The sequence below is a fragment of the Pseudoalteromonas sp. NCCP-2140 genome (genome assembly GCF_023708065.1).
In the GTDB taxonomy this organism is placed as follows: Bacteria; Pseudomonadota; Gammaproteobacteria; order Enterobacterales; family Alteromonadaceae; genus Pseudoalteromonas.
Genome location: NZ_BRCZ01000001.1, coordinates 641,929 through 666,814, shown reverse-complemented (window position 1 = coordinate 666,814; position 24,886 = coordinate 641,929). Strand labels below are relative to the sequence as shown.

The following is a 24,886-nucleotide window of genomic DNA, read 5'->3' as shown; positions in this document are numbered from 1 at the left end:
TGGCGTTCATCGCTTTCATATCAGTTACACAAAGTACGTTCACCTTTTCGAATAGAATGGCTGAACACATACACTGATAATTCTCTTGCTTGAATATCTTGCCAAATGCGTTTGCTAGGACTAGGGCACAACGCATAATGTAAATATTGACTTAACGCCTCACCTTCAAGGGCTATCGCAGTAGGCGTTTGTACATAAACCTGAATCGCATTAGTAGAGTACTTTATTTGATTTAAGCGCCACTGGCCCATTAAGAATTGCTTTGCAAAGAACTGAGAAATACGTTGTTTAGCAGCTTCAGATAGTGGAGGGTACTCTATTGGCTTTTCGTAGCTTGCATAATAGAGTCCTGCACTTAACAGTATGCTGGCAAGGGCCGCGTAAATTGGCAGTGGCGACTTTTTGGTTTTTTTAACTTTGCTTTGGCGGTGTTTACGCTCAACAGATTTTGCCCATTGAGCGTGCTTTAATGACTCTGACATGGTTCCATTCCACAGTAGTTTATAGTGCTATTTAAACAATAAAATGTGGTGGAAAAATGGAGAGGCTTATTTATTGCCTAAAGGCAGTAATATTCTGATACATAAGCCACCTGACTTACCTGATAACGCGTTAATATTACCTGACATCAACTCAACAAAACTCTGACAAATTGATAACCCTAAACCAGACCCCCCCGATGCACGGCTACGAGACTCTTCAACACGATATAATCGGTCAAAAAGTTTGCCTATATGAGCTTTACCGACACCGGGAGAAGTATCATCGACTTGAATAAATAGTTCTTGCTTGTTGGCCCGAACTTTAAGTCGGACATGGCCTGGCGTGTCTGTGTATAGACACGCATTAGTAAAAATATTGTTGAGGATTTGGTCGAGCTTTTGTTTATCTACCGTGACCTCAACATCATCAGCAATAACAATGTCAGCAAAAAATGTGAGCTGATGACTGCAAACATAACGGCGCATGTCTTGCTCGTATTCAGCAAAAATTTGCGCGGCATTATATTGGTGAAGGTTCAATGTCAGGGTTTTGTTTTCAGCTTGAGATAACTGATATACATCTGAAATTAAGTTATTAAGTTGCGCTATCTTGCCATTAATTTTGCTGTAGGCGAGATCGCGGTTTTCTTGAATATCGAGCTCAAGCGCTTCTATATGCAGTTTTAATACACTCAGTGGGGTACGTAATTCATGAGAGATATCAGCAAGCATTTTGTCTTTTTCAATTAAGTTATATTGATAAAGCTTGGCTTTAAATAACGCTTTTCGATGCTTGAAATAATAGAGTACTAACGCAAGGGTACTAAACAACAAAACAATACCAGCAGATAACAACCAAATTTGTTTTTCTAGTCGCTGGTTATTCATTTGTGCAGTTGCGAGTTTGTTTTTTTGAATTTCATCATCAATACGTTGCTGTTGCTCGATTGCTGTTAATTGCTTTTTATTCTTTTCGACGGCTTTATTTAAATGCTCTTCAAATAAAGACTCGGCCAGTTTATTTTCAAGCTTTAGCTGCTCAGCAGCTAGCTTGTAATCACCGATAAGTTCAGCATAAATTGCGGTATAGCCGTGCTGTTTTTGATTCAATAAGCGGTTATCAATATCAGTTAACAACTCTTTTGTTCGACTTAAATAGAGACCAATTAGCTCAGAGTTTTTAAGTGCTAAATGTAATTCAACTAAGTTAAAGTAAGAGTAAATTTTACTTAAAGCCGAGCCAGATTTAAGCGCTGCGTTGAGCCCCGACTCTGCACTACTCAATGCCATATGCTGGTTGCCAATTTTCAAATACAATTGCATCAAGGTATGCTTCGCCGTCGCCATATTTTCATAGGCATTGATATCGGCTAAACGGGTATAGGCATTATTTAATAAGGGAAGAGCCTGCTCTAAATCGCCTCGTTTATACACCAGCTTGGCAAGTTGTAAGCTGGTATCTGCAATATTCATTTGGTTGTTGGTTTTAATATCAAACTCGAGTGCTTTTTTATAGAAATACTCAGATTGCGAGAGATCATCAAGCCTGTGAGCAAGGTTTGCTAAGTTATAAAAGTTAGTGGCAACTAGTTCATAATTATCGCTATTTTCTAATAACGCTTGTGCTTTTACTTGATGATGCATTGATTGTTCAAGATCATTAAGCGTGTCGTATAGTGAACCTAAATTGCTATGGCTTTGTGCTTGTAGGTTTTTGTCTTCAAGCTCATTTGCAAGTGCTAAGGCTGCCATATAATGATTTTTTGCTTCTATTGTTTTTACTTGGCGACGGTAGTTGATCCCTAGCTCTTTTTGAATGTGGTATTGGTCTTTTTTACTCAAACTAGCAAGCTTTTGTAATGGCGATAGCAGTTCTATCGCCTCGTTATAATGACCTTGTTTACGTAAAAGAGGCGCTTGTGCCATAGCAATTTCGGGGGGCGATGTAGCGGTATTATTATCTTTGTATTGCTCAAGAATAGTGAGTGCTTCACTGAGCTTGCCTTGGTTCTCAAGGTCAGTGACTTGATTTAATAGAGAGCTAGGCAGTGAAGCTGCTACACACGAGAAAGACAGTAAATACGTAGCAATAAGTAAAGAGTATTTCATTTGCAGTCAGAATAAGCTTAAAGTGTGCTTATACTAACCAGCAAATGTGTGCAAATTATGGAGCTATTAGCTAGCGTTTTATGCCGACCAAATCCTACCTAGTTATATAGGATTGCTATAAATCCAGTAAAACCTGAGTTGTTATTATTTTTCACCTTTTTGTATCATTATCAAAAATTTCTGATTGTATTCAATCGACTGAAGCCTAGAATTAGTCTGAATATAATTTATATATAATTGGGTTAATGATAAATAATTTATTTATCTTTTTCACTAATAATAAAGTTTCAATTAATTGTTCAGGCGAAAATGCAATGAAAAAATCTATCCTATCAATATTAATGGTATGCGGAGCCGTTGCTGCAGATGCTTCGGCAAATAGCTGTACAGGCGAGCTCTATGGTATTAACTCTGGTCGAGGTCATTTAGGCGTTGTTTTTTCGCTTGATGAGCAAGCTAAAACAGCAGATATTCATTCAAAAGCGAAGTTTTCTTCAGCCGCAATGGCGTTCGATAGTACTCGTAATCGTTTATATTATGTTTCAGCCCCCCGTGCTTTAACTTATAAGTTAGACCCAAGTGCACTGAATTTATCTGATGATGAATTAAATGACTTACCAATCAAAGGTGAAAAGTATAGATATACTCGTCTAGCTTATGTTGATATGGATACAAAAGAGCACACAGTGCTTAGTCGCTCTAATCCAATGACTCGCTTGGCATACGATCCAAACCGTGATGTTATTTACGGCTCTAAAGGAAGTAAGTTTTATATTATTTATCCAGATTCTGGCGAGACCCAGTTTGTAGGTAATATGATAGGCTATGGCAATAGCTCAGATATTCTTCGTGGAGATATGGTTGTTAAAAATGGTGAAGTCTATTTGGTTTCTGCAACCAGCATTTTCTCTTTAGACCTCTCTTCACTTGAGTTATCGAAAAAGTCTGAGCATGGTTTAATAACGGTAACAGGTGCTGCACTTGACCAAAATGGTGAGTTACTTATTTCTCGTGAAGTAATAAACGATCAAGGTAATTACAATGTAACTAAGCTGTATAAAGCGTCGATTGAGACAGGTAAAACATGTGCATTGGGTACTTACCCAATGCGTATCAATGACTTGGCACTTAATACTTTAAAACCGGTTGCGTGTTACGCCCAGCCAACCTGTAGTACAGGTGCTGAGTCGTTTGTTATCACAAGCATCGATAAAGAGCGGAAAGCAACTTGGCAAAATTATACAATGAATGCTTATTTATTCGATAAACCAGTTGCAAAACTAATGAGTTCTGCAAATTTTGGCGAAGGTGGAATTGTAAATAAAACACTTTCAATTAATCATGATTTTGCCGCAGCAAACTCAATTACAGAAGCAGCTATCGATTCTTATGGTACAGATATTTTTTTCATGGGGAGTTTCCATGATACTGATTTCACCGATGCTGAACTTGCAGAGCTTTATAATTGGTCTAAAAAATCTGGCAATGTCACTATAATTGCAGCTGATTCTGATATGCCGAATGAAAAAGTGTATGCGAAATGGGGTTATACGGTTACACGCGATGGTTATGTCGATGGCCCAAATACACAAAACCCTGATGGCGTAAATACTCAAGCTCAACAAGCTATTTTTGCAGGGCCATTTGGCGGTGTGACGAGTTTCAATCAAGCAGGTGGTGCTAGAGGATATTTTTCTGAAATGCCAGCAGGTACGCAAGTATTAGCTGTTAATCAAGATGGCTTGCCTACGATTGTTATGGACTCTGAAACTGGCGACATTCTATTATCTGATAACGGTATAGTTAACACGCAAAATAAAGAGGGTAACTATACGGATGGTACGACTGTTTCAAGCATGACAGAGCGTTTATTTATGAACTTAATTAATTTTGCCAGCGAAATTGAGTAAGTTAAATATATAAATAATTTTAAAAAATCGCGAAGTATTTTTGCTTCGCGGTTTTTATACTTAACTATGATTTTTTTACCAACAGCCTGTGAGGGTGCTTTTCACTCTATTAGTGTGCTGCTTAACAAGTAAATAATTAACACCAACAAGCAAAGTATGGCTGATTGCTAATATTATTAACCATGACGAAAAGTCGTTTGCTAATTGATTAACTGCTAACATGCTAATCAGCATTAATACCAAAGATGAATTTAACACAGTTTGTAGCATCTGCTTAAAACGTAAATGCTTCCAGCGACTCCAAACAACCAAAAATAATCCGGTAGTAGGGAGTGCAACTAAAATACATTCAAATAAAATAACGATTAATAGTTCACTTTGATAAGCTGAATCAGCTGTTGAACCCTGTGAATGACTTGAACTCAGTGCAATCAAGCCAAGCACTAAAGTGGTACCCATATTTTTAATATTCATTTCTAAACTCTAACCAACTTAAACTCTCAACAGTATTAACTATTAACTTATGCATGTGCGCTAATAAGCTCTTTGGCATTCGCTCTTGCCATTTTACTGATGTTGTCACCAGCGAGTAGTCGGGCAATTTCATCGATACGGCCATCTTTAGACAGTTTATTCATTTGCGTAAAGGTTTCGCCGTTTGCAATTTCTTTGGCTACAAAAAATTGCTGATGCCCAGAACTTGCAACCTGTGGCAAGTGAGTTACACAAATAACTTGGGTCGATTTACCTAGCTGGCGTAATAGCTTGCCGACTGCAGAAGCAGTAGGGCCTGAAATACCTACATCAACTTCATCGAAAATGAGGGTCGGCGTTGTAACACGCTGAGCAATAATTACCTGAATAGCTAAACTAATGCGCGATAACTCACCACCAGAGGCCACTTTAGACAGTGCTTGTAGCGGTTGACCCGGGTTGGTCGATACCAAGAACGACACAGTATCAAAACCCATTACACTTGGTGCTTTATCGCTAGCTTGTTGAATATCAATAGCAAACTTGCCGTTTTCCATCGATAAATTCGCCATGCTATCACTAATTAACTGATTAAGCGTATCTGCATAACTATGGCGGCTTTCACTTAATAGTTGAGCTGCTTGTTTGTACTGCTCAAGGGCATCGCTGATTTCGCTTTCAAGTGCCACAAGGCGGTCGCTGTTATGACTAATTGATGCTAATTCTTCAGAGATTGACTGGTGAAACTCAACAAGCTCTTCTGGCTTTATGTGATGTTTACGGGCAAGATCCATAGCACCTGTTAAACGAGTTTCAACTTCGTCTAAGCGTGCTGGGTCTAAGTCGGTAACATCAACATAGCTGCGTATCTCGCGGCTTGCTTCTTCAACTTGAACGGCAGCTTCACTCAGTAGTGATGCTATGCTAGATAAGCTCTCATCGTAGCTTGCTAGCTCTGCAAATTGTTGAGCACTATGTTGCAATAATGAACACGCACTTTGCTCATCACTTTCGTATAAGTGTTGTAGCTCACGTTGGCATGACTCTAAAATAGTCTGGCTATGGCTTAGTTTATGATGCTCAGCTTCAATCTCTTCAAATTCACCCGGTTGCAGAGCAAATACATCAAGTTCGGCTACTTGATACTCAAGTAATTGCTTTTGAGCTGCCTGTTGCTGCTGTTGTTGTTCAAGCTGGTTAAATTCTTTGAGTAAGGCTTGGTAGGCTTTAAAGCGTTCTTTAACATCAGCTAATAACTGATTGTGGCCGGCATAGGCATCAAGCAGATGTAGCTGGTGTTCAGCTTTTAATAAATGTTGATGGGCATGTTGCCCGTGAATAGAAATTAAGTACTGACCTAACTCTTTTAACTGTGCAGCGGTAACTGAGCTGCCATTAATATAGCTTTTGCTACGGCCATTTTTGCAAATAACACGGCGTAGTAAACATTCGCCTTCGTTGTTTGAGAGTAAATGTTGCTCTAAAAAGTGTTGGGCAAGAGGGAGTTGGCTAATATCAAATTGTGCACATATTTCTGCACGATCAGTACCAGGGCGAACGGCACCAGCATCAGCGCGTTCACCTAAACATAAAGAGAGGGCATCAATTGCAATTGATTTTCCCGCACCTGTTTCACCTGTAATGGCTGTCATACCATTGTGCCACTCAGTACTTAAATTACTTACAATGGCAAAGTTTTTAATTTCTAACCCGATTAACATACTGTTTATCCATCCAGCTAATTAACTGTTAATTTATACAGTGTTTTCGGGTTTTGCAAATTAAATTTTTAAGCTTTGCTTAATTCTGACAATTGATTTTCTGGTGCGGAATCATCTGACGCTTGTGTGCTCTGGGCTGGCGGCTGATCGTCTTGTAAATCGGCGGGGGGCTGATATTTAATTACTTCAATGAGTGATGGAAGGGACTCTTGGTAAAACGCTTTGTTATATTCAATGCCATTGTAAGGTAATTCAGCCATGAAATACTGTAACCTGTCTGCAAGCTGATCAATCTGTTCTGGGCTTTGTGCTTTACTGGCTTCCATAATGATTGTGTTAAGCAGTAAATCACTAATGTATTCAAGATATGTGAGGTTTTCTTCGTTATGGGCTTGCACAACAAAGTAATTGCTAGTGATCATGCTCAAACGCGAGATGTTCTTCGGACGAATGATTTTACTCTCGCTGAAATCAATTAACTTATCTTTAAAATCATTATTGATTTCTTTTACTCGTTGATTAAAACGTTTTTTTTCAGCTTCAATAGCCTTGCGACGGTTGCTCTCAACCATCCAGTAACAACCTAGCAAGGTGATCAGTAATAACAGAGCAAGAAAAACGATATAGCTCATTTCGCCTTAGAATCCTTAAAATAATACAGCATTAAGTTTGATTATTTTGCGCTATTCAATGTGCCTTGGCAATCAATTGAGATAAAAAAGCCGCTTAAAATAAGCGGCTTCCCCAGTTTAATTTTTTTCTTAATACATTGTAGTAAGAGTATTCTTTAGGGTGGATCAAGCGCAGACGCTTATCTGCTTTCTTTATCACCACTTCATCGCCAGGTAATACAGCTAAAACCACATGGCTGTCACAACTGACTTGCAGGCTATCAGTATTTTCAAGACTGAGCTTTAAACGCACTTCGTTATCAGCATCAACCACAAGAGGGCGGCTTGATAATGTGTGCGGGAACATAGGCACAAGTGAAATCGCATTAAGCTCTGGCGTCAAAATCGGCCCGCCACCAGATAATGAATAAGCAGTTGAACCAGTTGGGGTTGAAACAATTAAACCGTCTGAGCGTTGAGAGAATACAAAGTCGTTGTTAATAAAGGCCTCAAACTCAATCATATGAGCAACTTTATCGGCATGAAGTACTGCTTCATTCACTGCCAAGTTTGCACTTTTGAGTTCGGCATGTCGATATACTTCAACTTCAAGCAAGAAGCGTTTTTCTTCGAGGAACTGGCCACTTAATACTTGTTCAAGGCTGGCTTCGAAACCTTCTGGGTTTAAATCAGTTAAAAAGCCTAGATTACCACGGTTTACACCAATTACGGCGACATCAAAACGCGCTAAAACTCGAGCTGCGCCAAGCATATTGCCATCACCGCCGACGACTATGGCTAAGTCTGCACGTTCACCTAAATCAACCAATTTAACTAGGTTTTCTCGGGGAAGGTCTTCAAGTTGGCGGCCGGTGCGCTGTTCTACTAGCACTTCAAAACCCAAGGCTCGCAAAAATGTGTGCAGGCGAGCAAGTGTGGCAGCTGCCCCGCTGTGATTAGGTTTGCCAATTAAACCTATGGTTTTAAACGGTGAATCCATGTTATTTGCACTTAAACTTTCATATCGCTAGATTACATTAAAAATTAATGCTTTGAAAATAACTTGAAATAAACTTGCGGCGCCCAAATATCCACTGGCAAGAAGCAAGATGTATAAATTATGAAATTAAATCCGCGTGACCAACAAATTTTTTCAGCTGTAATGAGCCTTTACTGTAACGGTGAAGGCCAGCCTGTTGCCTCTACCCGTATCGCCAAACAAAAAGGCATGGCGGTATGCTCGGCAACGGTTCGTAACGCAATGGCTCGGCTAGAAAAAGTGGGCTTGCTTTATTCGCCACATACTTCTGCTGGCCGCGTACCTACCAATGCTGGGTTTGATTATTGGCTTACTGAGTTTTTTGCTCTGCCTGAAATTGCAACATATTGGCAGCCCGAGCAAGCACAATTAGTTGAGCTCGCCCATGGTTTGAGTCAGCGCTATAAAGTGTGTTGTTGTGTGGGCTTACCTCAAGTCAGCTCACAGCTGGTCTTTCGAGTAGAGGTGCTTGATTTCGATGGCAGTAATTGGCTTATTCTACTGATCGATAGAGCAGGGCAAAGCCATAACATTTGCATTACCAAACCTGAAGATTCATCGGATGTCGTTCGTTACCAGTTTGCTACTTGGCTTAATACCGTATTTAGCCAGCAAACCTTAATGGAAGGCTTATATCGAATGCAGGCAATGGCAGCCACTGCACCACATAATTGCCATGACTCTTTAACACAATGGACTCGGCAATTAAGTCAAAAACTCGGTTCAGATAACAGCATTGTGGTAGGTGAAAACTACCTTTACCGCCAAGTTGATTGCCAAACCAGCTTAAATATTGGTGTATCGTTTTTAAATTTTGTTGAAGACAAACTCGCATTTAAAAATGGGTTATCGGTGTTAAACACAGAACAATTGCCATTTACAGACTGTAATGAGTTGATGGTGATCAGCGTTCCTTATTTCAATAACCATGAATACCAGAGCCGATTTTGCGTAATTTGTCCAAAATCAGCGCAAATAGAAGCAATCATCCAAGAATTTAAGTTAATCGGCTCATCAGCCTCTTGAATCTTTTAATTCAATCCCCATAATTACCGCAGTTGTAAAGAATTGGAGCATGTAAGCTATGTCTGAGCAGACAAAATCACCAGAGCAAGAAGTTGAACTAAACGAAGAATTTGAACAAATGCAAGCTGAAGTAGAAGCTGCAGAAAAAGCGGCTGAACAAGTTGACGGCGAAGAAATGAGCCCTGAAGCTGAAATCGCACTACTACACAGCGAATTAGAAGCGGCTAAACAAACGATCAACGATCAAAAAGACAGTGTTGTTCGTGCTGCTGCAGATGTTGAGAACATGCGTCGTCGTGCCGCTCAAGATGTAGAAAAAGCGCATAAATTTGCACTTGAAAAGTTTGCTAACGAATTACTACCTGTTATCGATAACCTAGAGCGTGCGATTGAGTTCTCTGATAAAGAAAATGAGCAGCTTAAGCCTGTGCTTGAAGGTATCGAAATGACTGTTAAGAGCTTTAATGATGCGGTATCAAAATTCGGTGTTGAAATTGTTAACCCACAGGGTGAACAATTTAACCCTGAATTCCATCAAGCAATGTCAATTCAGCCAAGCAATGATGTAGCGCCTAATACGGTTCTTGCAGTAATGCAAAAAGGTTATACATTAAATGGCCGTTTATTACGCCCTGCAATGGTTATGGTATCGAAAGAAGCTGAATAAGCTTTAAAGAGATATAAAAAATGCCTGTTAATTACAGGCATTTTTTTTATTACAATTGTGTTCAATATTTAAGTCGATTGGTATCGTTTTCGATGCCAAAGCTGTACAAGTAAGATCAGTATCAGTGCGCTGAACATCATAGCAGAAAATGGAATCGCACTTTGTGGGTGAACAAAAGCAAGAATAGGCCCAACTAAAGCGCCACTGCCGAATCTCAGGGTACCAATAACAGCTGTTGCAGTGCCTGACTTTTCCTCAAATTGCATCAGTATTAATGAGTCTGCATTACTCGCGACAATACCCAAGCTCATCATCAGTGGTGCGATGGTAGCAACGATAAAATACAGCGATAAATGCATCACACTGAATAACAACAATGCCCCGCCAGACACAAAGCCAATACCTAGCCCAATAAATAACAGTTTACGAGAACCTAAGCGCGGCACTAAACGTGTATTCATAAAGTTACCGAACATTAAAGCCAGCACGTTAAAGGCGAATAACACACCGAACAATTGCTCATCTACTTTGAAGAAATCGAGATATACATAAGGTACCGATGTTAAAAAGCAAAAGAATGCAAATGAGGCAAACATTGAGCTGGCAATATCGGCAAGGGCACTACGACGAGAAAATACCGTTTTATAACTATTAAAGAACAGTGCCAAACCACGTTGCTGACTCTTAAAGATTGGAATATCGATTAAATGAATTTGCACCAAAGCTAAAATGGCAAAACTATAAGCAGCTAATGCGATGAAAATGACCTGCCATGTCGAAATTCCCATGATTAATGAGCCTAGAGTAGGGGCAATTAACGGGGCAACCATCATAATCATCGAGACATAAGACATGCCCTTGGCAGTGTTCTCTCGGTAAATGTGGCGAATAATACCCGGCACTACGACTGTCGCAGCGGCACCTGTGAACGCTTGCACGGCTCTTAAAGACCAAAATAATTCGATGTTGGTACAAAATGCCAGTGCTAATGAGCTCATTCCAAATAGGGCTAAGCCCACCTTTGCGAGTAATCGCCTACCAAGTTCATCGGCTATCGGACCAAAAAACAACATACCCAGGGCATAACCTGCTAAATAAATACTGAGCGAGATTTGCACATTTGGCATGGTAGTTTGCAAGTCGTTGGCAATCACCAACATTGCCGGTAAATATAAATCAATTGCTAAAGGCGTAATCGCGACAATACTTGCCAGTAAAGGTAATAAAATGCGTTTATTTAAAGTCTCAGGGGAAGGCATTGTTTACTCATTCATCAAATATTAGGTCACTATTGTAGCAGTGTGAGACACTGTGGTGAACTTAGTTTGCCTGCTAAGTAAAAGAATTAACTAAATGATAACAACTGAACGGGTGATTGTTCATTTTCATATAAAATTAAGCAATGCTTTGCTATATTAGCCACAATTACACTAAGTATTTGAAGGACTAGTATGAAAAAGTTAATCATGGCAGTGTTAGCCACCGCTGTTTTAGCTGGCTGTAAAACCTCTCCAACAGGGCGTACACAAATTGCGCTTTATTCAGACCAACAAATGAGCCAAATGGGTCAAGCAAGCTTTGCTGAAATGAAAAAAACACAGCCCGTTAATACCGATCCTGGCGTCAATGCTTATGTGAAATGTATTGCCGATGATGTTATTGCCGTTTTACCAAACGAGTATGCAAAGCAATCGTGGGAAGTAGTCGTGTTTGAAGAAGATTCAGCAAACGCATTTGCATTACCGGGGGGTTATATTGGCGTTCATACAGGTTTATTAAAAGTTGCTGTAAATCAAGACCAACTGGCAACGGTACTAGGTCACGAGGTTGCACACGTTATTGCTGAGCATTCTAATGAACGTGTATCACAAAATGCATTGTTACAAACAGGTCTGCAAGTTGGTGGTGCAGCACTTGATATGGGGAATGTGCAATATCGCGGCGAAATAATGCAAGCCTTAGGCTTAGGCGCACAGTATGGTGTAGTTTTACCATTTAGCCGCTCGCATGAATCAGAAGCAGATATTGTTGGCTTAGATTTAATGGCAAAAGCAGGGTTTAACCCAGAGCAATCAGTGTCGCTTTGGCAAAATATGAGTGCAGCTGGTAGTAGCGCTACCCCAGAGTTTATGTCGACTCACCCAGCACCGGGTAACCGCATCAAAGAGCTTCAAAAGCACATGTCGGATGCATTAAAAGCCCAACAAGCTGCTAAAGCAAAAGGCAAAACCCCACAGTGTAAACTGTAAAGAATATCTATAGAAATTAAAAAAGCCTGTACTCAGTGATGATTACAGGCTTTAATTTTTCAGCTTTCAGCTTTCAGCTTTCAGCTTTCAGCTTTCAGCTTTCAGCTTTCAGCTTTCAGCTTTCAGCTTATTAGAACGTCCACTCAACGTGAAGTTGTGGTACTGACTCAGTTGTGTCTGTACCTAGCTTGTTGTGCCAGTATTGCCACTCAAGGCCTAGCAGTAAGGTGTTTTCTTTCATGCTCATTGCGTGACCTAAATCCCACGTAATGATTGGCTGCGCTAAAATCCACGCTTTAACGTCTTCGCCAAATTCATTTTCACGCTCTGCAATGTATTCAACATGGCCTGTTACGTTGAACTTTTGTGAGCCAATAGTAAATGGGTAGCCCCAAGCAACATCAATCATCCAGCTGTTTGTTTCAGTTGGTGCGCCACCGCGTGCTACGCCTTCACTGTCATCGATGTAAGCGGTAAATAAAGTAGATAAAAAGCTAAAGCCCGGTGCTTGCCAGCTAAGCTTTACACCAGGTAAATACTTAAGAACTTTCGAGTCACCTGCGGCATTAAAACCTGCCGTTAAACCCACATCAGCAATTGCGCCGTATGAGAAATCACTGCCAGAGATTTTTGATAAGCTAAATGTTGAATACCATTCACCGTAAAAGTCTTTATCTTGATAGCCATCTTGACGGTCGTCGTCGCTGTAATCAATAAAAAAGAAGTTGTCGCCATAGTCATAACCAGACGCATGCTGTAGTGATACAACCGTGGTATTTGACTTAGTTAATGAAAACGGGTTTTTGTGTTCACCGTTATTAACGTGTAATTGCGTAGAGCTCCAATTAGCGGCATAGCTCGAAGTACTTACTGCACAAAGCGCAGCAACAGAAAGGATCTTTTTCAAGTTCATATCTCAATATTGATGGTGTAAAGGGGGATACAAAGGTTGGATTATAGCAGATACGCCCATATTTGGGCGTATCTTGAGAAAAATTATTTAAGTTATGCTTTATTTCTGCGTAAGCAAATTACTGCAACGGCAGTAAAGGCAAGAATAAAGCAGTAGTAAGAAGAGGTAGAGACTTCCCATGGGCTAATTTTGAATGTTGCGCCGAGTAGAAGTGCTTGTGCGCCATACGGCAATGAGCCTTGCGTAACACAAGCAAAAATATCAAGTAAGCTTGCTGAACGCTTGCCTGTAATTTCGCCATCATCTGCTAATTTTTTAGCAATTGGGCCTGCAACAATAATAGACACGGTATTATTGGCAATACATAAGTTACTAGTCATAACCAGTGCAGCAATACCTAATTGATCTGCTACTTTACGGTGCCATTTTGCAATGATTTTTGTAATTGCCTGAATTTTGTTAGCAATATAATCAAGACCACCATTAATACGGATAAACTCTGAAAGACCGCCAATAAACATCGATAGCAAGAAAATTTCCTGCATGTCAGTAAAGCCTTTATAAACATCTTTAACAAAACTCGCACCTTCATAGCTGCCAGTAAAGCCCATAAGTGCAGCGAAGATTATACCGCTAAACAGCACCACGAATACGTTAAAGCCCATTACCGCGAGCACTAAGATAAAGGCATAAGGTAATACTAGTAAGATATCGAAGTCTTGTGTCTCTACAGCTTCTGCTGCAGGCGTTAAGAAGAATAACAAGCCGATAGTTAATGCCGCAGCAGGTAAGGCGATTTTTAAGTTCTCACGAAATTTATCTTTCATTTCACAGCCTTGCGTGCGGGTTGCAGCAATAGTTGTGTCAGAGATGATTGATAAGTTATCACCAAACATGGCACCTGATACAATCGTGCCTGCCATCAGAGATGGATCAATGCCTGTTTTTTGGGCGACGGCATAAGCAATCGGGCCAATCGCACCGATAGTACCCATTGAAGTACCCATCGCAGTCGACACTACCGCAGCAATTAGAAATAACCCAGGTAGTAACAGAGTAGGTGGAATAAGTGATAAACCGGCATTAACTACAGCATCAACACCACCGGTTGCACCAGCAACCGCAGAAAATGCACCGGCAAGCAAATAAATCAAACACATAGTGATGATGTTGCTATGGCCCGCACCTTTAATAAAGGTTTCAACACTGTGGTTGATGGTATTTTTATTTAAGATAAACGCCAGCATGATAGCTGGCAAAATTGCCACTGGAGCAGGCAATTGATAGAAGGCGTAATCGACACCTTGAGACTGTAAGTATAAGCCAGCGCCTAAAAATAAGCCGACAAACACCAAAAGCGGCAGCAAAGAAAGCTTTGCTTTTGTTTTATTAAATGATGGCTGCATCATATTCCTCGTTAGATAACCAATAACACAGCCAAACACTTCTTTTAGCTGTATTTAGTTGTGTCTAAAAGACATCAACAGCGCCCGCAAGCCAAAGACCAAATCGGCGCAAAGGAAGAAGTTTAAATGTATAGATGGCTAAATGCAAAGACTATCTGTTATTATTGTTGTTCTATTAATAAATCTAAAATTAGCTCTGTCTTTTTTATAAGCTAACCTGACTATTACATGAGTTTTCGATAAAATCCAGCCAGCTAAGAAGAATAGATAAGGTAACTATATGAACCGCATAGGTGTATTTGGCGCAAACGGCCGCATGGGACTTGCACTTTTAGAAGCTGTCTCAAAAAAAGATGACGCAACATTAACGGGCGCGTACGTGCGTGATAACTCGCCACTTTTAGATATTGCGGTTAATCAATTAAACAGCGCTGCATCATCAGATGTAACATTTAGTAAAGAAACTGACGTAAAAGATGCTGATGTATTGATTGATTTCACTTTACCGGCAGGAATGCGCAACCATTTAAAAACAGCGGTCGAAAAAAATATCGCCATGGTAATTGGTACTACGGGCCTTAACCAAGATGATCTTGATGCGCTTAATGAAGCGGCGAAACACATTCCGATTGTTTTTGCCCGCAACTATAGCGTAGGTGTGAATTTACTGCTTAACTTAGTGCAGACTGCGGCTGTGAAGTTTGGCGATGACATGGATATCGAAATATTTGAAGCTCATCATCGTCACAAAATCGATGCGCCATCAGGAACTGCATTGGCAATTGGTGAAGCTATTGCCGAGGCAAAAGGTTGGCAGCATGATGAGGTCGCGCGTTTTGATAGAAGCAATGACGAACACGCAAAATCGCAAAATGAAATAGGTTATTCAGTCATGAGAGGCGGAGATATAGTAGGTGAACACACCGCATATTTCGCAACTTCTGGCGAAAGGCTAGAATTAACTCATAAAGCAAGTTCAAGAATGACCTTCGCGTTAGGTGCCGTAAGAGCTGCGGGCTGGTTGAAAAATAAACCAGCTGGACTTTATGACATGCAAGATGTGCTTGACTTGAAGTAGTTTAGTTTCTTTTTTGGCAGTTTCAGTGAATTTTTAGTTAATAACGCTTATTTTTACTATTTTATTAATTAAGATTAGATCTGAAAGCTAAATTACTGTAGAATAGCGCCAATTTGCCAAAAATTCATAAATGCGTGTTTCCAATCGCTATAAACGGGCAGTAGAGCAAATGACTTTACTCCCGTTTTTTACTGTTAGGAGGTTAACTTGACTAAATCCGCTCTGTTAGTCCTAGAAGACGGCACAGTGTTTCGCGGTACTGCAATCGGCGCTGACGGCATGTCAGTTGGTGAAGTAGTATTCAATACGTCTATGACTGGTTATCAAGAAATTTTGACTGACCCTTCATACGCGGAACAAATCGTAACTTTGACGTACCCACATATCGGTAATACGGGTACTAACAGCGAAGACGAAGAAGCGGGTCAAATCTGGGCTAAAGGCCTAGTGATCCGTGATTTGCCACTGCTAGCAAGTAATTTCCGTAACGAGCAATCGTTAAGTGATTACTTAAAAGAACGCAATATCTTAGGTATTGCTGACATCGACACTCGTAAATTAACACGTATCTTACGTGATAAAGGCGCTCAAAATGGTTGTATCATTGCAGGCGACGAGTTAGATGAGAATAAAGCGCTTGAAGCTGCGCAAGCCTTCCCAGGCTTAAAAGGCATGGATTTAGCAAAAGTTGTCTCAACCAAGGAAAATTTTGAGTGGCGCGAATCAAGCTGGACGTTAGGTTCAGGCTTTAAAACGCTAGAAGCAGCAGACGAGAAGTTCCACGTTGTTGCTTATGACTTCGGTGTTAAACGTAATATCTTACGTATGTTAGTTGACCGCGGTTGCAAATTAACCGTTGTTCCTGCACAAACATCTGCAGAAGACGTACTGGCATTAAACCCAGACGGTATCTTCTTATCAAATGGCCCAGGCGACCCTGAGCCGTGTACTTACGCGATTGAAGCAATTAAAACTTTCCTAGAAACAGACACGCCAATCTTTGGTATCTGTTTAGGTCACCAATTACTTGCACTTGCTTCAGGTGCACAAACGGTGAAAATGAAGTTTGGTCACCACGGTGGTAACCACCCAGTTAAAGACCTTGACCGCAATGTTGTAATGATCACAGCGCAAAACCACGGTTTCGCAGCTGACGAAGCAACATTACCAGCGAATTTACGTGCAACTCACGTATCATTATTCGATGGCACGCTACAAGGTATTCACCGCACAGACAAGCCTGCATTTAGCTTCCAAGGTCACCCTGAAGCAAGCCCAGGTCCACATGATGCGGCACCATTATTTGACCACTTCATCGACCTGATGCAAGCACGTTCTAACTAATTTAACCGGAGTAACAATGCCAAAACGTACCGACATAAAAAGCATTCTTATCTTAGGCGCAGGCCCGATCGTAATCGGTCAAGCTTGTGAATTTGACTACTCTGGTGCACAAGCGTGTAAAGCACTACGAGAAGAAGGCTTTCGAGTAATTCTTGTAAACTCGAACCCTGCAACTATCATGACTGACCCTGAAATGGCGGATGCGACGTACATCGAACCAATTCACTGGGAAGTGGTAGAGAAAATCATTGAAAAAGAAAAGCCAGATGCAGTACTGCCTACTATGGGTGGTCAAACAGCATTAAACTGTGCACTTGATTTAGATAAGCACGGCGTACTGGCAAAACACGGTGTTGAGCTAATTGGTGCAACTGCTGATGCAATCGATAAAGCTGAAAACCGTGAGCGTTTTGACGAAGCAATGAAGAACATTGGCCTTGAGTGTCCGCGTGCAGAAATCGCTCACTCAATGGAAGAAGCACACGATGTACTTAGCCGCATCGGTTTCCCATGTATCATTCGTCCATCATTCACTATGGGTGGTACCGGTGGTGGTGTTGCATACAACCAAGAAGAATTTGATGAAATTTGTGAGCGTGGTTTAGATTTATCACCAACAAATGAACTTTTAATCGATGAATCATTAATCGGTTGGAAAGAGTACGAAATGGAAGTTGTTCGTGACAAAAACGACAACTGTATCATCGTATGTTCTATCGAAAACTTTGACCCTATGGGTGTTCACACTGGTGACTCAATCACGGTTGCACCAGCGCAAACACTAACTGACAAAGAATACCAAATCATGCGTAATGCATCGATGGCGGTACTTCGTGAAATCGGTGTTGAAACAGGTGGTTCAAACGTACAGTTTGGTGTGAATCCAGTTGATGGCCGTATGGTTATCATCGAGATGAACCCACGTGTATCGCGTTCTTCTGCATTAGCATCAAAAGCAACCGGTTTCCCAATTGCGAAAATCGCTGCAAAACTAGCAGTAGGTTACACCCTTGATGAGCTACAAAACGACATCACTGGCGGTAAAACACCAGCGTCTTTCGAGCCGTCAATTGATTACGTTGTTACTAAGATCCCACGTTTTAACTTCGAAAAATTCGCAGGTTCAAACGACCGTCTTACAACACAGATGAAGTCTGTGGGTGAGGTTATGGCGATTGGTCGTAACCAACAAGAATCACTGCATAAAGCACTACGTGGTCTTGAAGTAGGCGCAACGGGCTTTAACCCAATTGTTGCCCTTGATGATCCGAAAGCAAAAGAAAAAATCATCCGTGAATTACGTGAGCCAGGTGCTGAGCGTATTTGGTACGTTGCTGATGCAATGCGTCACGGTATGAGCGTAGAAGACGTATTCGAATTAACTAAGATTGACCCTTGGTACTTAGTACAAATCGAAGACATCTTAAAAGACGAAGCAACAATCAGCGAAGTAGGTATGGCTGGTCTAAATGCTGAGTTTTTACGTAAGCTTAAGCGTAAAGGTTTTGCTGATGCGCGTATCGCTGAAATTGCCGGTGTTTCTGAAGCAGAAATTCGTAAGAAGCGTCACCAGTTAGATATCGTGCCTGTATATAAGCGCGTTGATACCTGTGCTGCGGAGTTCAGCTCAGACACAGCTTACATGTACTCATCTTATGATGAAGAATGTGAAGCGAATCCATCTGAAAAAGATAAAATCATGGTAATCGGTGGTGGTCCTAACCGTATCGGTCAAGGTATCGAATTCGATTACTGTTGTGTTCACGCAGCATTAGCTTTACGTGAAGACGGCTATGAAACAATTATGGTTAACTGTAACCCTGAAACTGTTTCAACTGACTACGATACATCTGATCGTTTATTCTTCGAGCCAATCACGCTAGAAGATGTATTAGAAATCGTACGCGTTGAAAAGCCAAAAGGTGTTATCGTTCAGTACGGTGGTCAAACACCACTGAAACTTGCTCGTGAACTTGAAGCGAATGGTGTGCCAGTTATTGGTACTTCACCAGATGCAATCGACCGTGCAGAAGACCGTGAGCGTTTCCAACAGCTTGTTGAGCGTCTAGATCTTCTTCAACCAGAGAATGCAACGGTTACTTCTTTAGAAGAAGCGATTGTTAAGTCTGCTGAAATCGGCTTCCCACTGGTTGTACGTCCTTCTTACGTACTAGGTGGTCGCGCAATGGAAGTGGTTTATGATGAAGACGATTTACGTCGTTACATGACTGAAGCAGTATCAGCGTCAAATGAAGCGCCAGTACTACTTGACCACTTCTTAGATAACGCAATCGAAGTTGACGTTGACGCTATCTGTGACGGTGAGCAAGTAATCATCGGTGGTATCATGGAGCACATTGAGCAAGCAGGTGTTCACTCAGGTGACTCAGCGTGTTCATTACCAGCTCACTCACTAACTGCTGAAGTACAAGACGTAATGCGTAAGCAAGTGACTGATATGGCACTAGAGCTTGGCGTAGTAGGTCTGATGAATACTCAGTTTGCTGTGAAAGACGGTAAAGTTTACTTAATCGAAGTAAACCCACGTGCTGCACGTACAGTACCATTTGTTTCTAAAGCGACAGGTATTGCACTTGCTAAAGTTGCTGCACGTTGTATGGCGGGTCAGTCGCTAGCAAGCCAAGGTATTACAAAAGAAGTAATCCCTCCTTACTACAGCGTAAAAGAAGTGGTACTGCCATTTGCTAAGTTCCAAGGTGTTGACCCAATCCGTGGCCCAGAAATGCGCTCAACGGGTGAGGTAATGGGTGTTGGTGAAACTTTCGCCGAAGCATTCGCTAAAGCACAATTAGGTGCAAGCAACACTTTACCACGCGGTGGTCGCGCGTTACTATCGGTACGCAACAGTGACAAACCACGTATCGTTGAACTAGCTAAAACTATGACTGAACTTGGTTTCGAGTTAGATGCAACAGGTGGCACTGCAAAAGCACTTGAAGAAGCTGGCATTGCAGTTCGTCGCGTTAATAAAGTATACGAAGGTCGTCCTCATATTCTTGATAGAATTAAAAATGGTGAATACAGCTACATTGTAAACACTACTGAAGGCCGCCAAGCGATTGAAGATTCGAAGGTGTTACGTCGTGGTGCGTTACAGCATAAGACTAACTACACAACGACTCTGAACGCGGCATTTGCTAACTGTACTGCAAACCAAGCAGACGACCGTAGCAAGGTGACGTCAGTTCAGGAACTACATCAGCGAATGAACTAAGGAAATGTGCCAAGGGCGAGGCAATCGCCCTTGGGATTAAGTGAGAATAATATGCAATCAATTCCGATGACAGTTCGTGGTGCAGCATTACTGCGCGAAGAACTTAACGAATTAAAAACAGTTACCCGTCCAAAAATCGTTGCTGATATCGCTGAAGCACGTGAGCACGGTGATTTGAAAGAAAACGCTGAATACCATGCTGCTCGTGAGCAACAAGGTTTCTGCGAAGGCCGTATTCAAGAAATTGAAGCGAAGCTTTCAAATGTGCAAATCATTGATGTAACTAAAATGCCTAACACAGGTAAAGTTATTTTTGGCACAACGGTTACTATCGTTAATGTTGAAACCGATGCTGAAGTAAAATACCGAATCGTAGGCGATGACGAAGCAGATATCAAAAACAATCTGATCTCAGTTAACTCACCAATCGCGCGTGGTTTAATTGGTAAAGAGGTAGATGATGCCGTTATCATTAAAACGCCAAACGGTGAAGTAGAGTACGAAATCATTGAAGTTGAGTATATTTAGTAGCTTAACCAAGCATTGAGAAAAACCGCAGTTCATACTGCGGTTTTTTTATGCCTGTTTACAGGCGTGGATTTATTCGGTACGTTGGCTACAAGACTGTTGCAATGAAGGAGTAATAATGGCGAAAATTCAGTATCCTAAACCGCTCGAGCAAGGTGATAAAATAGCCATATGTGCTTTTTCATCAGGTGTTGATAAAGCCTTTCATGAGCGCTTAGACATAGTACTTAATGGCTTAACAGCCAAAGGTTTTACTGTTGTTGAAGGTGCCTGCTTACGACAGTCACACAATAGTGCAAAGCAACGTGCTGATGAGCTAATGCAATATTTAACTGATGATTCAATCGCAGCCATTATGCCGCCATGGGGCGGTGATCTTACTATGGAGATTTTACCCCTTCTCGATTTCAATGCGATAAGTAAAGCAAGGCCTAAGTGGTTAGTTGGCTTTTCAGATATCAGTACGTTTGCATGTGCATTAACCACTCGTTGTGGCTGGGCAACCTTGCACGCTGCGAATTTAATGCAAATTCACCCTGACGATCCCGATGTTTATTTAGCAAATATATTCAGTGCCATGTCACTTGAAGAAAAACAGCAACTGCATCAAGTTGCTTCGCCTTTTTATCAGCAAAAGCCAATTGATTATAAAGCAAAGCCTGATGCTCAATTTTACTATACAGCACCAAGCCAATGGCGCTGTATTAACTATAAAGATAAACGCCAAATTGAAGTGTCTGGGCGCTTAATTGGCGGCTGTTTAGATACGTTAGGTCTGTTGTTACCCTCAAATTACTATGCATTGCATGAATTTAAAAAGCAGTATGCGCCTGAGGGGTTAATTTTATACCTAGAAAATGCAGAGCTTAGTCCGATGGCCCTTGCACGTTGTTTGTTATCGTTAAAGTTGAATGATGTTTTTACTGATGTAAATGCGGTGGTATTTGGCCGCAGCCCTGCAATTAATAACGACTGCTACTTTGATGAATACCAAGCAATAGAGCTCGCATTTAAAGGTAATTTATTCCCAGTTATCGTTGATGCCGACATTGGCCACGTAGCCCCTAATTTAGCACTAATAAATGGAGCTGTTGCCACAATAACGGCGGATTTGTCTGATGGATTAGCGAGTAATGTGGTTGTGAAGACAATATGTACTTAAAGGCAACCAATTCATTTAATGAGTTGTGATTTTTTAAACTTTAGTTGGGTTGTTTATTACTTTGAAGTTCCTAAAATAGGTTTTTAAATAAAAATGGAACTTTTATGATAATTCAATTTAACAAACTTTGGAAAAACCACCCTTATCCTAACTCACCTTGTGATAAATCTTTATTTCAAAATCAATGTGCTATTAGGATGGGGGTATCATTAGAAAAATCAGGAATTGATACTTCTTCATTCGATATTATGTACCCTCAACGTAGATGTTATCCCGGCCTGAAACATAGCCCTAGGCATATATTGGCTGCACAAGAATTAGCAAACTGGATAGACTCTTCTAATTGTAAGGAATTCGGATCAAAAAAAGTGATAAAAGGGGGCGCATTGTCTGCTTTGAAAGATAAAAAAGGGATTATCTTCATTATGAATGGTTGGGGTAACACTGACCATATTGATTTATGGGATGGTGAATACCTTAAGGGAGGAAGCTCTGATTGGCTTGAACTTGGTGATCAAGTTTGGTTTTGGGAGATATTAGTGTGAGAGTAAAATTATTATTGCTTGGCATGATATTACTTTTATCCTGTTCAACTGCGAAAAGTGCTTTTTTATTAAATTCGGAAAGTTGTACAGTGAAGTTAAATAATACAGAAAAGAAACTGGGATTAATTACTCCATGCAGTTTAGTGAAAGTTCATGATAATTTATTAAATTTTAAAAAATATGGTGAAACAGAGGTTTATATTATTTCTGGGGCACCATCACCGTTAGATAAACTGTCGAGATGGTCCGTAACAAAAGAAGATAATTGTTCATTAGAATATCAAGCAGTTATTGTTAATAATGAAAAGCTATCATTGTCAAAGGTGAAGGATAAAACCTTGGTTTGTCCCAATTTAGGCTTGGATGAAAAAATGTATAGGCAGTTTCTATCTGATTAAAAGCTTATAAGCTCATTTATAATAGCCATTCTAAGTTACGCCTACATTAAAAGGCGTAACTATTAAGGTTTGTTAAACAATCTTAATTACAGAATTTTTATCTAAACGTGATTTTGGTAATGCAGCATTATAATCTTGCTCTGGCTCGTGATAACCAATAGCAAGCGCTACTTCACAAACATAACCATCTAACTCATCAGCGAATAGCTCACCGAGTAAGTCTTTATCGACACCCTCCATCGGTGTTGAATCTAAACCTAAACGAGCCACTGTATGCATGGTATTACCTAATGCAATGTAGGTTTGAGCTTTAGTCCAAGCGGCGTTAACACCTTGCTCATCTGTATTTAAATCAACAAAGGCGAAGGCACCAAAAGCCTGCTCTTTGTTTTCAGCTTTTGTACGGCCATTAGCAATATCGGCATCAATTACTTTTTCATAATCAGCACGTTTATAGCTTGGGTTATAAGCAAATAAAATGGTGTGTGATGCCGCTTTTGCATGAACTTGGTTAAATTGAAACTTATTTGCAAAACTATCATGCAGACGCTGTTTACCTTGCTCTGATTCAATGACCACAAATTTCCATGGTTGAGAATTAATAGACGATGGCGACAGGCGTAATGCTTCTATAATTACAGCTAAGTCTGCTTGGCTAATTTGTTTTGAAGCGTCGTAACGTTTACTTGTATAACGGCGTTGTAAGTCAGAAATGACTGGGTGTGTCATGATTTGCTCCCGCATGTATAACAATTAGGTGCAGTTTACGCCTTGCATACTTTGCGATAAAGCGCATAATCGAATAAACATTATCAAAAATTTTTAGTTAATATGTTGGTTGAAGATCTCAAATTAATCCTCAAGGTGGCTGAATTTCGTAGTATTACAACCGCAGCAGCAAAATTAGACATGCGAGCCGCTACCGCCAGCGCTGCAATTAAACGTGTTGAAGCAGCGCTGGGTGCTGAGTTATTTGTTCGTACAACTCGTCATTTGCGCTTATCTGCGGCTGGAGAGCGCTTTTTACCTCAGTGTCAGCAAGCAGTGCTCATGCTTGAGCAAGCCACACTTGCGTTAAAAGGTGAGCATGATGAAATTGAAGGGGAGCTAAGAGTCGCATTATCTTCAGATTTAGGCCGCAACATCATTATCCCATGGTTAGATGAGTTACTTGATGAGTATCCAAAGCTGAGTATGCGCCCGCATATTAGCGATAGTAATGTCGACTTTTACCGAGACTCCGTTGATTTTGCACTTAGGTATGGCTCGCCATCTGACTCAAATTTATATGGCTTTAAAATTTGCAATGTTCCGCGGCTGTTATGTGCAACCCCAGAGTATATTGCTGAACATGGCGCGCCGACACATCCAGATGAATTAAATCAGCATCAAGGTCTATTTTATCAACTACAAGATATCATCAATAATGTTTGGGAATTTACCGATGGAACCGAGCGTTTTAAAGTGAAAATGCAAGGCCGTCGAGCATCTAATGATGGTGATTTGGTAAGGCGTTGGTGTGTGGCTGGTAAAGGCCTAGCGGTTAAATCATGTATTGATATCAGTGATGATTTACTAAGTGGGCGGGTAGTGCCAGTGATGCAAAATTATCCTCACTTATGTGCAGAGCTTTGGCTAATATGCCCAAGTCGACAGTCCATTACACCCGCGGTTCGTCTAGTGCGTGATATATGCCGAGAAAAAACCAAGGCGATACTCAATCAACTGATTGAAAAAGGCATATTAGATAAGCGGGTACTCGATAACTAATTACTTTAGGTATAGAATAGCTTGGCTTATTCATCTTATTGATTAAGCAACATTCTCAGGGCGGGGTGAAATTCCCCACCGGCGGTATACTTTGAATTTAAGTGAGCCCGCGAGCGCTTTAACTTCGGTTAAAGGTCAGCAGATCTGGTGAGAGGCCAGAGCCGACGGTGATAGTCCGGATGAAAGAGAATATAGTTTATCTATAAAACAGTAATTGGC

The 24,886-nt window shown here is 40.8% G+C and carries 22 protein-coding genes and 1 riboswitch; of the genes, 12 read left to right on the top strand and 10 right to left on the bottom strand.

Going from position 1 to position 24,886, the window contains the following annotated elements; translation table 11 throughout:
• Positions 1–20: 20 nt before the first annotated feature.
• Together NFU46_RS03120 and NFU46_RS03115 are read right to left on the bottom strand one after the other, a co-directional pair.
• A complete protein-coding gene (locus tag NFU46_RS03120) occupies positions 21–482 on the bottom strand; it encodes a hypothetical protein (RefSeq protein WP_248526854.1) in 462 nt (153 codons plus the stop codon).
• Between the two features lie 66 nt (positions 483–548).
• Positions 549–2,591, bottom strand: a complete 2,043-nt coding sequence (locus tag NFU46_RS03115; RefSeq protein WP_251599635.1) for an ATP-binding protein — start codon at positions 2,589–2,591, stop codon at positions 549–551.
• A gap of 314 nt (positions 2,592–2,905) precedes the next feature.
• On the opposite strand from NFU46_RS03115, the gene NFU46_RS03110 reads away from it, so the two are divergent.
• Positions 2,906–4,501 carry a hypothetical protein gene (locus tag NFU46_RS03110; protein ID WP_251599632.1) on the top strand — a complete coding sequence of 532 codons (1,596 nt, stop codon included), beginning with the start codon at positions 2,906–2,908 and terminating at the stop codon, positions 4,499–4,501.
• A 75-nt stretch (positions 4,502–4,576) separates the two neighbouring features.
• On the opposite strand, the gene NFU46_RS03105 is transcribed toward NFU46_RS03110, so the two are convergent.
• The 4 genes from NFU46_RS03105 to nadK form a co-directional block, all read right to left on the bottom strand.
• Positions 4,577–4,975 carry a hypothetical protein gene (locus NFU46_RS03105; RefSeq protein ID WP_251599629.1) on the bottom strand — a complete coding sequence of 133 codons (399 nt, stop codon included), beginning with the start codon at positions 4,973–4,975 and terminating at the stop codon, positions 4,577–4,579.
• A gap of 47 nt (positions 4,976–5,022) precedes the next feature.
• Complete coding sequence (gene recN / locus NFU46_RS03100) at positions 5,023–6,696, bottom strand: DNA repair protein RecN (RefSeq protein ID WP_251599626.1); 1,674 nt, start codon at positions 6,694–6,696, stop codon at positions 5,023–5,025.
• Between the two features lie 68 nt (positions 6,697–6,764).
• Positions 6,765–7,328 carry a hypothetical protein gene (locus tag NFU46_RS03095; RefSeq protein WP_063527477.1) on the bottom strand — a complete coding sequence of 188 codons (564 nt, stop codon included), beginning with the start codon at positions 7,326–7,328 and terminating at the stop codon, positions 6,765–6,767.
• 94 nt (positions 7,329–7,422) lie between these two features.
• Entirely contained in the window at positions 7,423–8,307 is an 885-nt protein-coding gene (nadK, locus tag NFU46_RS03090) for an NAD(+) kinase (protein ID WP_054561709.1), read from the bottom strand.
• A 120-nt stretch (positions 8,308–8,427) separates the two neighbouring features.
• Between nadK and NFU46_RS03085 the strand changes: the two genes are divergently transcribed.
• Together NFU46_RS03085 and grpE are read left to right on the top strand one after the other, a co-directional pair.
• Positions 8,428–9,372 (top strand): HrcA family transcriptional regulator, encoded by a 945-nt coding sequence (locus NFU46_RS03085; protein WP_251599623.1) that lies wholly within the window; start codon positions 8,428–8,430, stop codon positions 9,370–9,372.
• Between the two features lie 58 nt (positions 9,373–9,430).
• Positions 9,431–10,039 carry a nucleotide exchange factor GrpE gene (gene grpE, locus NFU46_RS03080; protein WP_054551515.1) on the top strand — a complete coding sequence of 203 codons (609 nt, stop codon included), beginning with the start codon at positions 9,431–9,433 and terminating at the stop codon, positions 10,037–10,039.
• 68 nt (positions 10,040–10,107) lie between these two features.
• On the opposite strand, the gene NFU46_RS03075 is transcribed toward grpE, so the two are convergent.
• Positions 10,108–11,298 (bottom strand): Bcr/CflA family efflux MFS transporter, encoded by a 1,191-nt coding sequence (locus NFU46_RS03075; protein ID WP_251599620.1) that lies wholly within the window; start codon positions 11,296–11,298, stop codon positions 10,108–10,110.
• A gap of 192 nt (positions 11,299–11,490) precedes the next feature.
• Between NFU46_RS03075 and NFU46_RS03070 the strand changes: the two genes are divergently transcribed.
• The gene (locus NFU46_RS03070) at positions 11,491–12,288 is read left to right on the top strand and encodes a M48 family metallopeptidase (RefSeq protein ID WP_251599607.1); all 798 of its coding nucleotides are present in this window, start codon (positions 11,491–11,493) and stop codon (positions 12,286–12,288) included.
• 130 nt (positions 12,289–12,418) lie between these two features.
• Here NFU46_RS03070 and NFU46_RS03065 read toward each other — a convergent pair whose 3' ends face one another.
• Positions 12,419–13,201, bottom strand: coding sequence for a nucleoside-binding protein (locus NFU46_RS03065; protein ID WP_058585218.1), 783 nt, complete (start codon positions 13,199–13,201; stop codon positions 12,419–12,421).
• Between the two features lie 92 nt (positions 13,202–13,293).
• Complete coding sequence (locus tag NFU46_RS03060) at positions 13,294–14,607, bottom strand: Na+/H+ antiporter NhaC family protein (protein ID WP_251599888.1); 1,314 nt, start codon at positions 14,605–14,607, stop codon at positions 13,294–13,296.
• A gap of 280 nt (positions 14,608–14,887) precedes the next feature.
• On the opposite strand from NFU46_RS03060, the gene dapB reads away from it, so the two are divergent.
• The 7 genes from dapB (at position 14,888) to NFU46_RS03025 (ending at position 22,897) form a co-directional block, all read left to right on the top strand.
• On the top strand, positions 14,888–15,685 hold the full coding sequence (gene dapB / locus NFU46_RS03055) for a 4-hydroxy-tetrahydrodipicolinate reductase (protein WP_175079091.1): 798 nt from the start codon (positions 14,888–14,890) through the stop codon (positions 15,683–15,685).
• Positions 15,686–15,892: 207 nt separating this feature from the next.
• A complete protein-coding gene (gene carA / locus NFU46_RS03050) occupies positions 15,893–17,029 on the top strand; it encodes a glutamine-hydrolyzing carbamoyl-phosphate synthase small subunit (RefSeq protein WP_055020805.1) in 1,137 nt (378 codons plus the stop codon).
• 16 nt (positions 17,030–17,045) lie between these two features.
• A complete protein-coding gene (carB, locus tag NFU46_RS03045; RefSeq protein ID WP_175079092.1) occupies positions 17,046–20,264 on the top strand; it encodes a carbamoyl-phosphate synthase large subunit in 3,219 nt (1,072 codons plus the stop codon).
• A 51-nt stretch (positions 20,265–20,315) separates the two neighbouring features.
• A complete protein-coding gene (gene greA / locus NFU46_RS03040) occupies positions 20,316–20,792 on the top strand; it encodes a transcription elongation factor GreA (protein WP_054561700.1) in 477 nt (158 codons plus the stop codon).
• 118 nt (positions 20,793–20,910) lie between these two features.
• Positions 20,911–21,954: a S66 peptidase family protein gene (locus NFU46_RS03035; RefSeq protein WP_251599604.1), complete on the top strand. Its 1,044-nt coding sequence runs from the start codon at positions 20,911–20,913 to the stop codon at positions 21,952–21,954.
• A 104-nt stretch (positions 21,955–22,058) separates the two neighbouring features.
• Positions 22,059–22,499 carry a T6SS effector amidase Tae4 family protein gene (locus NFU46_RS03030; protein WP_105180369.1) on the top strand — a complete coding sequence of 147 codons (441 nt, stop codon included), beginning with the start codon at positions 22,059–22,061 and terminating at the stop codon, positions 22,497–22,499.
• Positions 22,496–22,897, top strand: a complete 402-nt coding sequence (locus NFU46_RS03025; RefSeq protein WP_158679663.1) for a hypothetical protein — start codon at positions 22,496–22,498, stop codon at positions 22,895–22,897. The genes NFU46_RS03030 and NFU46_RS03025 overlap by 4 nt, the downstream gene beginning before the upstream one ends.
• Before the next feature lie 72 nt (positions 22,898–22,969).
• Here the strand turns inward: NFU46_RS03025 and NFU46_RS03020 are convergent, their stop codons facing one another.
• The gene (locus tag NFU46_RS03020) at positions 22,970–23,626 is read right to left on the bottom strand and encodes a nitroreductase family protein (protein ID WP_251599601.1); all 657 of its coding nucleotides are present in this window, start codon (positions 23,624–23,626) and stop codon (positions 22,970–22,972) included.
• A 102-nt stretch (positions 23,627–23,728) separates the two neighbouring features.
• On the opposite strand from NFU46_RS03020, the gene NFU46_RS03015 reads away from it, so the two are divergent.
• Positions 23,729–24,667: a LysR family transcriptional regulator gene (locus tag NFU46_RS03015; protein WP_058585213.1), complete on the top strand. Its 939-nt coding sequence runs from the start codon at positions 23,729–23,731 to the stop codon at positions 24,665–24,667.
• 47 nt (positions 24,668–24,714) lie between these two features.
• A riboswitch (FMN riboswitch) is annotated at positions 24,715–24,862 on the top strand.
• Positions 24,863–24,886 lie beyond the last annotated feature (24 nt).

Excerpts from the sequence above, each read along its gene's own strand:
- grpE (WP_054551515.1), top strand. The coding sequence starts at position 9,431 with ATGTCTGAGCAGACAAAATCACCAGAGCAAGAAGTTGAACTAAACGAA.
- NFU46_RS03075 (WP_251599620.1), bottom strand. The coding sequence starts at position 11,298 with ATGCCTTCCCCTGAGACTTTAAATAAACGCATTTTATTACCTTTACTG.
- NFU46_RS03065 (WP_058585218.1), bottom strand. The coding sequence starts at position 13,201 with ATGAACTTGAAAAAGATCCTTTCTGTTGCTGCGCTTTGTGCAGTAAGT.
- nadK (WP_054561709.1), bottom strand. The coding sequence starts at position 8,307 with ATGGATTCACCGTTTAAAACCATAGGTTTAATTGGCAAACCTAATCAC.
- carB (WP_175079092.1), top strand. The coding sequence starts at position 17,046 with ATGCCAAAACGTACCGACATAAAAAGCATTCTTATCTTAGGCGCAGGC.
- NFU46_RS03060 (WP_251599888.1), bottom strand. The coding sequence starts at position 14,607 with ATGCAGCCATCATTTAATAAAACAAAAGCAAAGCTTTCTTTGCTGCCG.
- NFU46_RS03085 (WP_251599623.1), top strand. The coding sequence starts at position 8,428 with ATGAAATTAAATCCGCGTGACCAACAAATTTTTTCAGCTGTAATGAGC.
- NFU46_RS03095 (WP_063527477.1), bottom strand. The coding sequence starts at position 7,328 with ATGAGCTATATCGTTTTTCTTGCTCTGTTATTACTGATCACCTTGCTA.
- dapB (WP_175079091.1), top strand. The coding sequence starts at position 14,888 with ATGAACCGCATAGGTGTATTTGGCGCAAACGGCCGCATGGGACTTGCA.
- NFU46_RS03015 (WP_058585213.1), top strand. The coding sequence starts at position 23,729 with ATGTTGGTTGAAGATCTCAAATTAATCCTCAAGGTGGCTGAATTTCGT.
- greA (WP_054561700.1), top strand. The coding sequence starts at position 20,316 with ATGCAATCAATTCCGATGACAGTTCGTGGTGCAGCATTACTGCGCGAA.
- NFU46_RS03020 (WP_251599601.1), bottom strand. The coding sequence starts at position 23,626 with ATGACACACCCAGTCATTTCTGACTTACAACGCCGTTATACAAGTAAA.
- NFU46_RS03030 (WP_105180369.1), top strand. The coding sequence starts at position 22,059 with ATGATAATTCAATTTAACAAACTTTGGAAAAACCACCCTTATCCTAAC.
- NFU46_RS03110 (WP_251599632.1), top strand. The coding sequence starts at position 2,906 with ATGAAAAAATCTATCCTATCAATATTAATGGTATGCGGAGCCGTTGCT.
- NFU46_RS03120 (WP_248526854.1), bottom strand. The coding sequence starts at position 482 with ATGTCAGAGTCATTAAAGCACGCTCAATGGGCAAAATCTGTTGAGCGT.
- NFU46_RS03105 (WP_251599629.1), bottom strand. The coding sequence starts at position 4,975 with ATGAATATTAAAAATATGGGTACCACTTTAGTGCTTGGCTTGATTGCA.
- NFU46_RS03115 (WP_251599635.1), bottom strand. The coding sequence starts at position 2,591 with ATGAAATACTCTTTACTTATTGCTACGTATTTACTGTCTTTCTCGTGT.
- recN (WP_251599626.1), bottom strand. The coding sequence starts at position 6,696 with ATGTTAATCGGGTTAGAAATTAAAAACTTTGCCATTGTAAGTAATTTA.
- NFU46_RS03070 (WP_251599607.1), top strand. The coding sequence starts at position 11,491 with ATGAAAAAGTTAATCATGGCAGTGTTAGCCACCGCTGTTTTAGCTGGC.
- NFU46_RS03035 (WP_251599604.1), top strand. The coding sequence starts at position 20,911 with ATGGCGAAAATTCAGTATCCTAAACCGCTCGAGCAAGGTGATAAAATA.